General features: G+C 42.3%; 9 protein-coding genes. 8 read left to right on the plus strand and 1 reads right to left on the minus strand.

Going from position 1 to position 12,096, the window contains the following annotated elements:
• Nucleotides 1-99: 99 nt before the first annotated feature.
• The gene (locus AB4351_RS10140) at nucleotides 100-498 is read right to left on the minus strand and encodes a hypothetical protein (protein ID WP_008220703.1); all 399 of its coding nucleotides are present in this window, start codon (nucleotides 496-498) and stop codon (nucleotides 100-102) included.
• A 155-nt stretch (nucleotides 499-653) separates the two neighbouring features.
• On the opposite strand from AB4351_RS10140, the gene AB4351_RS10145 reads away from it, so the two are divergent.
• The 8 genes from AB4351_RS10145 to cas6f all read left to right on the plus strand — a co-directional run bounded on the left by AB4351_RS10145 (nucleotide 654) and on the right by cas6f (nucleotide 11,945).
• Nucleotides 654-2,147, plus strand: a complete 1,494-nt coding sequence (locus tag AB4351_RS10145; RefSeq protein WP_372125855.1) for an N-6 DNA methylase — start codon at nucleotides 654-656, stop codon at nucleotides 2,145-2,147.
• Nucleotides 2,147-3,928: a restriction endonuclease subunit S gene (locus AB4351_RS10150; RefSeq protein WP_372125857.1), complete on the plus strand. Its 1,782-nt coding sequence runs from the start codon at nucleotides 2,147-2,149 to the stop codon at nucleotides 3,926-3,928. The genes AB4351_RS10145 and AB4351_RS10150 overlap by 1 nt, the downstream gene beginning before the upstream one ends.
• Nucleotides 3,929-4,000: 72 nt before the next feature.
• Nucleotides 4,001-5,824: a hypothetical protein gene (locus AB4351_RS10155; RefSeq protein ID WP_372125860.1), complete on the plus strand. Its 1,824-nt coding sequence runs from the start codon at nucleotides 4,001-4,003 to the stop codon at nucleotides 5,822-5,824.
• A gap of 17 nt (nucleotides 5,825-5,841) precedes the next feature.
• On the plus strand, nucleotides 5,842-6,837 hold the full coding sequence (locus tag AB4351_RS10160; protein WP_372125861.1) for a hypothetical protein: 996 nt from the start codon (nucleotides 5,842-5,844) through the stop codon (nucleotides 6,835-6,837).
• Between the two features lie 153 nt (nucleotides 6,838-6,990).
• Nucleotides 6,991-8,202 carry a TniQ family protein gene (locus AB4351_RS10165; RefSeq protein WP_372125863.1) on the plus strand — a complete coding sequence of 404 codons (1,212 nt, stop codon included), beginning with the start codon at nucleotides 6,991-6,993 and terminating at the stop codon, nucleotides 8,200-8,202.
• Between the two features lie 2 nt (nucleotides 8,203-8,204).
• Complete coding sequence (locus AB4351_RS10170; protein ID WP_372125866.1) at nucleotides 8,205-10,292, plus strand: type I-F CRISPR-associated protein Csy2; 2,088 nt, start codon at nucleotides 8,205-8,207, stop codon at nucleotides 10,290-10,292.
• A 6-nt stretch (nucleotides 10,293-10,298) separates the two neighbouring features.
• Nucleotides 10,299-11,330: a type I-F CRISPR-associated protein Csy3 gene (gene csy3 / locus AB4351_RS10175; protein WP_372125869.1), complete on the plus strand. Its 1,032-nt coding sequence runs from the start codon at nucleotides 10,299-10,301 to the stop codon at nucleotides 11,328-11,330.
• 9 nt (nucleotides 11,331-11,339) lie between these two features.
• The gene (gene cas6f / locus AB4351_RS10180; RefSeq protein WP_372125870.1) at nucleotides 11,340-11,945 is read left to right on the plus strand and encodes a type I-F CRISPR-associated endoribonuclease Cas6/Csy4; all 606 of its coding nucleotides are present in this window, start codon (nucleotides 11,340-11,342) and stop codon (nucleotides 11,943-11,945) included.
• Nucleotides 11,946-12,096 lie beyond the last annotated feature (151 nt).

Raw genomic sequence — 12,096 nt, forward strand, 5'->3', positions numbered from 1 at the left:
ATTACCCAAGCACGACGGGCAAACCATCGGGCGGTGGTCGCGGAAACACACCTAAGCGTTAATAATTAAAGGAGGGGTAGCATAATGCTGCCTCTCCTTTTATGAGCATCTGTTGGCGTGTTGCTTGAATGTGCGAAGAAATATAGCTTGATCTGATTTGTAGTCTGAATATGCCACATCATTTTCTGTTTTTTCTAATGCGCATAAACAAGTTTCCCGTTTACTTTCATACCAACTTACGGACACCATGTTTTTGCTAGAATTCACGCAAGTATCGACAATCGCGTATTCCACTTCGAGAGGATACCTTTCTTTGTCTAACCCACTTTCAACAGCGTAACCCCCTAGGGCTCCAACCAGTAAAGCGGAGCTAGCAGAAACGAGCTTTCGCTTGCTGAACTTAAACCCTTTAAAACTCTTCTCACACTCTGAACACGATATGTTTTCTGCAAATTCAATCTCATTGTCCTTCTGGCAACGAGGGCATTCTATTTTCATTATTTAGCCAACTGTGTTTATGATTATGATTTTATAAGCTCAGGCTATAGATTAATGAATCTTATATCTATGGTTTCATAGAACTAACTTCATTTTTTTTGACCTAGTTCTGCTATAATTCGCCACAAATTTCAGTTGTTTAAAAGTAGAAAAACATGTCTATCAGTTCAGTTATCAAATCCATTCAAGACATCATGCGTAAAGATGCGGGTGTCGACGGTGATGCACAGCGCCTTGGTCAAATGTCTTGGTTACTTTTTCTTAAAGTATTTGACGCTCAAGAAGAAGAGTTAGAACTAGAACTGGACGACTACAAATCACCAATCCCAGAACAATATCTATGGCGTAATTGGGCGCAAGATGCCGAAGGCATTACTGGTGAAGCGCTGCTTGAGTTCGTAAACGATGACTTGTTCTACAAACTGAAAAACTTAACTGCACCTGTTGATCTAAACCCCCGTGGCTTTGTTGTTAAAGAAGCATTTAGCGATGCGTTTAACTACATGAAAAACGGTACGTTACTGCGCCAAGTGATCAACAAGCTGAATGAAATTGATTTTACCGACTCTTCAGAGCGCCACCTATTTGGTGATATCTACGAGCAAATCTTAAAAGATCTACAAAGCGCAGGTAACGCGGGTGAGTTCTATACGCCTCGTGCCGTTACACGCTTCATCGTCAACCGATTAGATCCAAAGCTTGGCGAAGCGATTATGGACCCAGCAACGGGTACCGGCGGCTTTCTAGCGTGTTCGTTTGACCATGTAAAAGACAACTACGTGAAAACAGCAGCGGATCACCAAACACTGCAAAAGCAAATTCACGGTGTAGAGAAGAAGCAGCTTCCGCATCTATTGTGTATCACCAACATGATGCTGCACGGTATTGAAGTACCAGTACAAATTAAACACGGTAATACGCTTAACAAGCCGCTTTCAAGTTGGGATAGCAACATCAACGTAATTGCGACCAACCCGCCGTTTGGTGGTACAGAAGAAGATGGTATTGAGAAAAACTTCCCAGCTGAAATGCAAACACGTGAGACCGCTGACCTGTTCTTACAGCTGATCATCGAAGTGTTAGATGAAGGTTCAGAAACGCAAAATGGCGGCCGCGCAGGGGTAGTACTGCCAGATGGCACATTGTTTGGTGAAGGCGTTAAAACCAAAATCAAAAAGATGCTTACCGAAGAATGTAACCTGCACACCATCGTGCGTTTACCTAATGGCGTGTTTAACCCATACACAGGCATCAAAACTAACATTCTGTTCTTCACTAAAGGTAAGCCAACCAAAGACGTATGGTTCTACGAGCACCCATACCCAGAAGGCGTGAAGAACTACAACAAGACCAAACCAATGAAGTTTGAAGAGTTCCAACAAGAAATTGATTGGTGGGGCAATGAAGAAGACGGTTTTGCAAGCCGCGTTGAAAACAATCACGCTTGGAAAGTGCCAATCGCCGATATCATTGAGCGCAACTTCAACCTAGATATTAAAAACCCATATCAAGGTGAAGTGATAAGTCACGATCCACAAGAGTTATTGGTGAGCTACCAACAGCAGCAGCAAGAAATCTCTCAGCTTCGTAATCAACTTAAAGGTATTCTAGGTGAAGCCCTGAATTCGTCTGTGGGTGGTGCTGAATAATGAGTGTAGAACAGACCTCTATAAATCAGTTGATCACCGACAATATCGACATTTGGACTTCAACCGTTAAAACCAAGTCCGCCTCTGGTCGTGGCAGCAGCAAAAAGCGCGAGCTTTATGGCGTGAAGAAACTACGTGAGCTGATTTTGGAATTGGCGGTGCGCGGTAAGTTGGTGCCTCAAGATCCAACGGATGAGCCTGCATCGGTATTGCTTGAACGAATTGCGGAAGAAAAAGCGCAGTTGGTGAAAGATAAAATAATCTCTCGTACAAAAGCTCTTCCAGCACTATTGGACGAAGATACCCCTAATGACTTACCCAAGGGGTGGTCTATGGTTCGATTGGGAAATCTGACTTCTAAGCTGGGTTCTGGCAGTACCCCTAGGGGAGGTAAAAATGTTTATACTACAGAAGGCATACCATTTTTACGATCGCAGAATGTACGAAATGAAGGAATTAAACTGGATGATATAGCCTACATACCAGTGGAAGTTCATCAAAAGATGGATAAAACAAAAGTGATTCCCAGTGATGTTCTATTAAACATCACAGGAGCGTCGCTTGGTCGTTCAACAGTATTTCCAGAAAGCTTGGTTGAAGCGAATGTTAGTCAACACGTTACGATTATTCGTTTGATAGAACGTCAGATGAGTCAATTTGTACATTTAGGGATTTTATCTCCAATGGTGCAACGACTTGTTTGGGGACGACAAGTTGGAATGGCGATTGAAGGGTTGAGTAAAAAAGTTCTAGAGATGTTCGAATTTCCGGTTCCACCATTAAAAGAACAACACCGCATTGTCGCCAAAGTCGATGAACTCATGACACTCTGCGACCAATTAGAGCAACAAACCGAAGCCTGCATTGAAGCGCATCAGGTACTGGTGACTACGCTGCTAGACACGCTAACCAACTCTGCAAATGCTGAAGATTTAATGCAAAACTGGCAAATGGTTTCGGAGCATTTCGAAACCCTGTTCACCACAGAAGAGAGCATCGATCAGCTAAAACAAACCATCCTACAACTGGCAGTTATGGGTAAGCTTGTACCACAAGATCCAACCGATGAACCTGCAGTAAAGCTGCTTGAGCGTATTGCAGAAGAAAAAGCGCTGTTAATCAAAGAGAAGAAAATCAAAAAGCAGAAAGCACTGCCGCCGATTGCTGAGGATGAAAAGCCGTTTGAGCTGCCTAAGGGGTGGGAGTGGTGTCGAGTACAAGATGTAGCCCAATTCACTACATCAGGCTCACGCGATTGGGCTAAGTATTACTCTGACTCTGGAGCATTATTCGTAACTATGGGTAACTTATCTCGCGGAAACTATCAGCTTCGGTTAGATAATTTGAGATATGTACAGCCCCCAGAAGGAGGAGAAGGTTCACGCACCAAGCTGGAAGCACATGATTTACTTATTTCAATTACTGGTGATGTTGGGAATTTGGGATTGATACCAGAAGATTTTGGTGAAGCTTATATCAATCAACATACTTGCCTTCTTAGGTTTATGTTTGAATGCCAGGATAAATATTTTCCTGATTTTATGAGATCGCCTTTGGCTAAGTATCAGTTCGATGCTCCACAGCGAGGAATCAAGAATAGCTTCCGGTTGAGTGATGTTGGTGAAATGCTTCTACCGTTGCCGCCCCGGGAAGAGCGCAAAAGAGTGGCTAAAAAGGTTGAAGACTTAATGATTATTTGTGAGCAACTCAAAGCTTGCTTAAAAGATTCTCAAACAATACAACTACACCTAACTGACGCTATTATTGAGCAGGCGGTGTAACTATCTACCTTTACTACTAGTTATCTAAGCTGTTTCTCAGTAAGAGCTTATAGAATAAGAGAAGAATATAAAATGAATAGCGTGTTAGACAAAATTGATGAAATTATGGCCATGTCTACTTTGCAGGATGCCACACGGTCTCAACTTGAAAATCATCGTGAAATGTACAAGCGAAGTGAGCAATATCTTGCAAATAAAGAGCACAAGATTGCGTTCATTGGCAATGTAGGAGCAGGGAAAACAACGTCGATCTGTCACTTGTTAGGGTTAATTGATAATGGAAACCCAGTACTCAGCACTGGTTCTGGGCGAACAACGTTATGTGAAGTTCACATCAAGAATGCTCCTGAAGTAAAGATTGAAGTAATACCTTATTCGGAAGATGAGTTAAAAAGTTTTCTTAACGATTTCGCGCTTTTTCTTAAGTCTGATGATGGTGAGCGTGAGCAAGAGGGATTTAAGTTAAGCGCTGAAATTGAAAGAGCTTTACGTAACATGCTTAATCTGAAAATCGATCGTAAAAGAATAGATGGTAAGCGGATTGCAACGGATAATGCCAAGCTTTACGCTAATGAATTCGATAGTGTAGACGAACTGTACGAAGAGCTAGTTAAGCGTATTGACATCCCATCTCGTACGCAAACTAGTTTTATAAATCATGATAACCAGGATGACATGTCTTGGTTGCATGAAACATTTAAGTTGCTCAATAGCGCTACTCATAAGAACGTGAGTTTAGCGAAACGTATTACACTTTTTGTACCAGATCTTGATGACGGAGATCATGGATTTTCAGTGACATTTGTTGACACAAAAGGTGTTGACCAGACAGTGAATCGCACAGATCTTGATAGTTGCTTAACGAGCGATAAAACTGTCAGCGTCTTTTGCTCAAGATTCAATGACGCTCCTGACCAAACCTGCTCAAAGATGATCGACAGTGTGATTAAAGCAGGGCTTAAATCTAGATTGAATGAAGAGGCATTATTGCTAGTTCTTGACCGTGCTGGTGAAGCAGAAGATGTTATGGACTACGACGAAGCGGTAGGCGATAAAGAAGATGGCCGCGATATTAAAGCAGACCAAATTAAAGGAGAATTGTCTCAAAGATATGCTGTACGTGACTTAGCTGTTGAGTTTTTTGATGCGAAGCAGGATGCTTCAGATGAGATATTATCTTTATTAATAGAGAAGATTGCCTCTCTACGTACTCAACATGGAATGTTCCAAAGAGATATTTATGAAGCAGTTATAGAAATTGAACATGAAATAAAATCTCAATCTTCTTTAGTTGCAATGGAACAAGTGACAAAAACATTGAAGCCTTGGCTAAAAAAGTCAATGGCCTGTTCACCGGCGCTGAGTGAATTTTTCGTACCTTTAGTCAGTACTATTCGTTCGAAAGGCACTTATGCTGCTAGTGTGAGAGCCAGTGTGAACAGAGATGGTGATTGGCACAACCTAGATTATTATCAAGAACTTGCTGTTGCAGCGCGTGGGCAATGTGTTTTAAAAATAGGTCCATTAAAAGATGAACTAATTACATTGATTGATAATATGTTACTGCAACCTGATTTGAAGCTGGCGTTTTCGTTGCTTAAACAATTAAAGCATACGACCGAAGTTCGCCTTGATGCAATATCACAATTGGCATTAGCGAAAGGCCGTTCAGTGTATGAGAGTCAGATTAAATCTGATGACGATTTTTGGGAAAAAAATTATAACGAATGGGGTAAAGGTCCTGGTTATAAGAACCGTATTTCCGACCATACTAATGAATGGTTCAAAAAGAATGATTACAGTGGTTTTGAGTTTGAAGTTTCCCGTAAACTAGTCGAACAGTGGGAGAGCTATATTAACGAGATTGAACAGTTAATTGCCCCTAGATTACAGTAATCTTGTAGAGATCGATAATGAGCCTTTATAGCATCGCTAATAAAAACCTGACGGCTTTAACGCCTACCACCTTTGCAGCCGAAGGGCTGCAAGAGCGTCAAGACCTGCAAGAAGCGCTTAAAGGCTACATTGATGCTATTGCGCCTGATTGCCTAGTGATTTCTGAAGAGTTCTCCGACTGGGAAGATAGTCGTCGCCGTATTGATCTGTTAGCCATCGACAGAAACGCAAACTTGGTGGTCATTGAACTAAAGCGTGATGATGTAGGCGCTCATATGGAACTTCAAGCCCTTCGTTACGCAGCCATGATCTCTACCATGACGTTTGAAAAAGCGTGTGACTACTTCGAGCAATATATCGAGAAAGAAGGTCTCGATATCGTTGCAAGACAAGAAATTCTTGATTTTGTCGATTTAGATGAAGGCAGCCTTGACGACTTTGGTAACGATGTTCGAATTGTTCTAGCATCCGCTGATTTCGGTAAAGAGCTGACTACCTCGGTACTATGGCTACGTGACAAAGGCATCGACATTAGTTGTGTACGTTTAGCCCCTTATCGCTACAAAGATGATGTATTAATCAACGCCGAGCAAATTATTCCCGTGCCAGAAGTCGAAGAGTATCAAGTAAAATTCCGAGAGAAGCGAGCTGAACAAAAAGCCAGTAGCAAGTACGAAGATAAAGATTACTCGGTCTATTCGTATAAAGGTAACACTTATAATAAGCGTCACCTCTCTTATGCTCTGCTAAGTGACTGGATAGACAAGCACCAACCGCAGAGCCTAGAGCAGCTTCAGGAAGCATTTGATGGAGCGTTGAGGAAGTCTGTATTTGCATTGGTGTCTGACATCCCAGAAAAGCGCTACAAGCGTTTCCACATCAAAGAAGAACATCAAATAGAATTAGAATCGGGTGAAGTTATTGCTATCTCCAACCAGTGGGGGATGGGTAATATTTTTAAGCTCATCGAGCGTGTGAAGCAAGACGGCTTTGATGTGACTCAATGCGAGTAACGGATACTAAGAGCCTCACTGAGGCCGTTTTTGAGCTCAACTAAGGAGAACCTAGGAATCAGTTTCTAGTCACAATTTGGCTCCATAGAATTTGAATTATTGGGATTAACAGCAATACTAAAACTTAGAATTTCTAAGTTTTAGTGGTGACATGTGAAAACGGACATTCAACTTTACCCTGACGAATCGCTCGAAAGCTTCTTGTTGCGTTTATCGCAAGAGCAAGGTTACGAGCGATTTTCTCATTTCGCCGAAGGTATCTGGTTCGACACCATGGATCAGCATGAAGCGATTGCTGGTGCTTTCCCGCTAGAGCTCAACCGAGTTAATATCTACCACGCTCAAACCACAAGCCAAATGCGGGTACGGGTTCTTATCCACCTTGAGAACCAATTAAAGCTCAATAACTTTGGTGTATTGCGCCTAGCGCTATCACATTCAAAAGCTCAATTCTCTCCGCAATACAAAGCTGTTCATAGATTTGGTGTCGACTACCCTTTTGCTTTTGTTCGCAAACGCTTCACGCCTATTTGCCCTCTGTGTGTTAACGAAGCACCCTACATTCGCCAGCAGTGGCAATTTATCTCTCACCAAGCTTGTGAACACCATGGCTGTAAACTGGTTCATCACTGCCCTGAGTGTAAATCGAGACTTGAATACCAAAGTACCGAGAGTATTGGCCAATGTGAATGCGGTTATGAACTCCGAAACTCGCCAGTAGAGGATGCGCCAGAGGTTGAGGTGTTGGTCGCTCAATGGTTGTCAGGAAGTGATTCAAAACCCTTGGGATTATTGAAAGCAGAAATGACGTTATCTGAGCGTTATGGTTTTTTTCTTTGGTATGTAAATCGTTATGGCGATATCGATGACCTCAGTTTTGAGTCATTCATTGAATATTGTGGCGCTTGGCCAATGTCATTGTGGCAAGACCTCGATGCTTTGAAAGAGAAGGCAGAACTTGTTCGAGTAAAAGATTGGAAGAAAATGTTTTTCAATGAAGCATTTGGTGCTCTGCTTAAAGATTGCCGTCAGTTACCCAGTCGGCAGTTGAGTCACAATATAGTGCTTGCACAGATGTTAGCTTACTTTACAAAGCTAATGGCAACAGTGCCCTCAAGCGGCAAAGGAAATATCGGTGATGTACTGCTCAGCCCCTTAGAAGCTTCTACATTGCTTTCTTGCACCACCGATGAAGTGTATCGGCTGTATGAGTTTGGTGAGATTAAAGCCGCGATCAGGCCGCGAATGCATACAAAGATAGCGAGTCATGAGTCGGCGTTTACTTTAAGAAGTGTCATCGAAACAAAGCTGACTCGAATGAGCTCTGAAAGTGATGGTTTAAGTGTATATCTACCTGAGTGGTAATTATGACGAAATTAAGTGGCTTATTAGCAATTGAAGACGAGGCAGTAAAGCAGTCTGCTTTAAAGAAGATGTTCATGCCCTATACGGAAGATGTCTGTGTTGAAGGGTATGAAAAAGAAGCATTAACGATCTTGCTTAATCTCAGTTCAAGCCATCAAGCGGATAGATGCTCTGATTGGTTGGATGTTGCTCGTGCTAAAAGGCATTTAAAAGCGACTGAGAACCTAGAGGCATCTCTTGATGAAATCAAATGGTTCCATACTCATAATCTCAAGTTTCCAGACTGCCGAGTTAAAGATCAGCGGATAGTTGCACAGCCTCTTACGACAACCGAGTCGTTTATTTCAAGCTCAGTACTAGAGCAACGATTGGGATGGTCGCATAGCCCTGCGCAGTATCGTCATGTATTGTGGTTACTAAGCTCATTCAGTTGGCAATCAGAGCCTGTGTGTATTATTTCTCTAATTAAGCAAGAAAACTCAGTTTGGCTAGAGCTGCTTAAAGAGTTCGGATTGGAGGCTGAGTCACTTTCTCGATTACAACTTACGCTGGCAAAAGACCTTCCTGATAGCTCCTTTCCCAACAGTGTTAGTACTTACAGTAAGCAACTACAATTTCCATGGAATGGTGATTACGTTTCGGTCACACCTGTGGTTAGTCATACCACTCAATGTGAGTTAGAAATAAAAGCGAGAAGTCGTGAAAGTAAACTCAAATTTGTGTCTTCTTCACAGCCAAATCCACAAAATAATGGGAATCTGTGTGGCAGTTTAGGTGGGCATATGAAAGTCCTAAACTATCCGCTAGACGTTAAACCAGCGCAGGGTGGGACGTTACCTGAAAGTCGCAAAAAGAGTGGCCGCTACTTTGATGACTATCAGGTAACTAACGCCAAAATTTGTCAGGTGTTAAATCACTTAATTGGATCAGAACCATCAAAAACACAGAAGCAAAGAGAGAGCACTCGTAAGGTTAGAAGTAAGATATTGCGAAAGCAGATAGCCTTGTGGATGCTTCCATTAATGGAGTTAAGAGATATTGTTGATGCTGACCCTAATCAACAGAAATTGGAACATGATGACACTTTGGCTCAAGCCTTTTTGGCGTTACCTGAATCGGATCTAGGCTCCTTAGCTAGTGAGTTTAACCGTCACTTGCATCTCACGTTTCAGAATAATAAGTATGCCGCAAAGTTTGCTTATCACCCTAAGCTTATGCAGGTCGTCAAAGCCCAAATTGTATGGGTCCTCGAACAACTCAGTAAACCAAATGGCAATGAAGATAAGGTAACGGGTGAGCAGTATATCTATTTGTCATCAATGAGAGTGCAAGACGCGGTCGCAATGAGTAGCCCATATCTGTGTGGTGCTCCTTCTTTGGCGGCTATTTGGGGGTTCATGCACCATTACCAAAGAGAGTTTAATAAGCTAGTTAATTGTGATTCCCCGTTTGAGTTTTCGAGTTTCTCTTTTTATGTTCGAAGCGAGAAGATTCAACCGACAGCGAAGCTTACCGAACCCAACTCAGTTGCCAAAGCACGAACGGTTTCTAACGCGAAGCGACCAACTATTCGTAGTGAACGATTAGCGGACCTAGAAATAGACTTAGTTATCAGAGTCCATAGCGACAGCCGAATTTCAGATTTTAAGTACGCGCTTAAAACGGCACTTCCCGTTGCTTTCGCCGGAGGGGCATTATACCAACCACAGCTATCGACGCAGATTGAGTGGCTAAGGACGTTTACCAGTAGGAGTGAGCTTTTCCATGTCTTAAAAGGGTTACCAGCATACGGGCGATGGTTATATCCAAGTGAAAAACAGCCGAGTGATTTTGATGAGCTAGAAAGTTTAATCACTAAAGACGCTGATAACTTACCAGTTTCTATTGGCTACCATTTGTTAGAACGTCCAACTAAACGGGGCAACTCAATCACCAGTTGTCACGCTTATGCAGAGAATGCGATAGGGCTTGCTCAGCGAGTAACCCCGATAGAAGTACGTTTTAGTGGAAGAGATCACTTTTTAAAGCACGCCTTTTGGTCGATAGAATGCAGTAGCGAAACTATTCTTATAAAAAACTATAGGGATTAATCGTTTATGGAACTTTGCACTCAGCTGAACTATGTTCGATCACTCTCTGCTGGCAAAGCATATTTCTACTATCTATCTAAAAGTGGTGAGATGTGTCCCCTTGAAATTGATAGAACTAGGTTGCGAGCACCAAAAGGTGGTTATGCAGAAGCATATAAAGGGGGCAAGTTCGTAAAAAAGAATGTTGCTCCACAAGATTTAGCTCACTCCAATCCTCAGTTCATCGAAGAGTGTTATGTAAAGCCAGGTGTCGATGATATCTATTGTGCATTCCCCCTTCGAATTCGAGCAAATTCTCTAACCCCAGATATCTGTAGTGACGATGAAGTCCGCTCTAAACTTTCGTTACTGGCTAATACTTATAAAGAGCTCAATGGGTATCAGGAGCTCGCTCATCGATACGCAAAGAATATACTGCTTGGCCGTTGGCTTTGGCGCAACAGAGAGTGTCGGAACCTGTCGATAGAAGTGACCACCAGTGATTCGCAAACCTTGATTATAGAAAACGCAACAAGGCTTTCTTGGTATGGTCATTGGGATGAGGCTTCAGCAGAATGCCTAGAAAAGCTCACAGCCTATTTGATGCGAGCTCTGGCTGACCCAACCGAATATTTCTATATGGATGTCAAAGCTAAAATTGGAGTTGGTTGGGGAGATGAGGTTTACCCAAGCCAAGAGTTTTTAGATAGCCGAGAAGATGGTGTTCCGACTAAGCAGTTAGCTACCGTCGAACTATTGAACGGAAAGGAAACCGTTGCGTTTCATGGTCAAAAAGTTGGAGCCGCATTGCAATCGATTGACGATTGGTGGCATGAAAACGCAGATAAACCATTAAGAGTGAACGAATATGGGGCAGATCGAGAATACGTTATAGCAAGGCGACACGTGTCCCATGGAAATGATTTTTACCAATTAGTCAGAAATACAGAGAACTGGATTGAAAGCATGACAGCTTCTCAAGTCATCCCAAATGATGTGCACTTCATCATGTCTGTCTTGATCAAAGGCGGCCTATTCAATTGTTCTAAAGCGAAGTAAGGGATAGATATGACTAAGCGTTACTATTTCTTAATACGTTACATGCCTGCACAAGCCGACCATGAATTATTGGCAGGACGGTGTATATCCCAAATGCACTTGTTTATGGTCAATAACCGACAAGCCATGAATAAAATAGGTGTGAGTTTTCCGGACTGGAACGAATCTACAGTTGGCCAAACCATTGCCTTTGTTGCTGAAGATAAAGAGATGATGATTGGACTCGCTTTTCAGCCCTATTTCTCTGTGATGGTAAATGAAGGTTTATTTGAGATTTCTAGTGTTTGTGAGGTGCCTGACACTGCGGTTGAGGTGAGGTTTACCCGTAACCAAACGATTGGGAAAAGCTTTTTAGGCTCTAAGAAACGCCGAATCAAGCGTAGCATGGCGAGAGCCGAACTATCTGGTGTTGAACCATCATTACCAGAAACTAACGAAGATCGTGTAATAGATAGTTTTCATCGAATTCCCGTTTCTAGTGGCTCATCAGCGCAAAATTATATTTTATTTATCCAAAAGGAGTTTCATGGTGAGTGTGTTGCCGCAAATTTTAATAGTTATGGTTTAGCCACCAATCAAGAGAGAAAAGGCACGGTTCCAGAGTTACGTGTTTGACCCTTTTTTGACAGCCCGTTTTTAGAGATTTAAAAACAAGGACTTACAGAAGTAAGAAGAAAAAGGGTATTTTATGGATTTGCGATGTAAAACCCGTGGAATTAACAGCTTAGCGACTATAGTTAACAGTGTCCTGCCGCATAGGCAGCTA

This window comes from Vibrio sp. 10N.261.51.F11, assembly GCF_041471665.1.
Lineage (GTDB): Bacteria > Pseudomonadota > Gammaproteobacteria > Enterobacterales > Vibrionaceae > Vibrio > Vibrio crassostreae_C.

Bases quoted from the DNA above. Each gene is read 5' to 3' on its own strand.
- AB4351_RS10140 (WP_008220703.1), bottom strand. From the start codon at position 498: ATGAAAATAGAATGCCCTCGTTGCCAGAAGGACAATGAGATTGAATTT.
- AB4351_RS10145 (WP_372125855.1), top strand. From the start codon at position 654: ATGTCTATCAGTTCAGTTATCAAATCCATTCAAGACATCATGCGTAAA.
- AB4351_RS10150 (WP_372125857.1), top strand. From the start codon at position 2,147: ATGAGTGTAGAACAGACCTCTATAAATCAGTTGATCACCGACAATATC.
- AB4351_RS10155 (WP_372125860.1), top strand. From the start codon at position 4,001: ATGAATAGCGTGTTAGACAAAATTGATGAAATTATGGCCATGTCTACT.
- AB4351_RS10160 (WP_372125861.1), top strand. From the start codon at position 5,842: ATGAGCCTTTATAGCATCGCTAATAAAAACCTGACGGCTTTAACGCCT.
- AB4351_RS10170 (WP_372125866.1), top strand. From the start codon at position 8,205: ATGACGAAATTAAGTGGCTTATTAGCAATTGAAGACGAGGCAGTAAAG.
- csy3 (WP_372125869.1), top strand. From the start codon at position 10,299: ATGGAACTTTGCACTCAGCTGAACTATGTTCGATCACTCTCTGCTGGC.
- cas6f (WP_372125870.1), top strand. From the start codon at position 11,340: ATGACTAAGCGTTACTATTTCTTAATACGTTACATGCCTGCACAAGCC.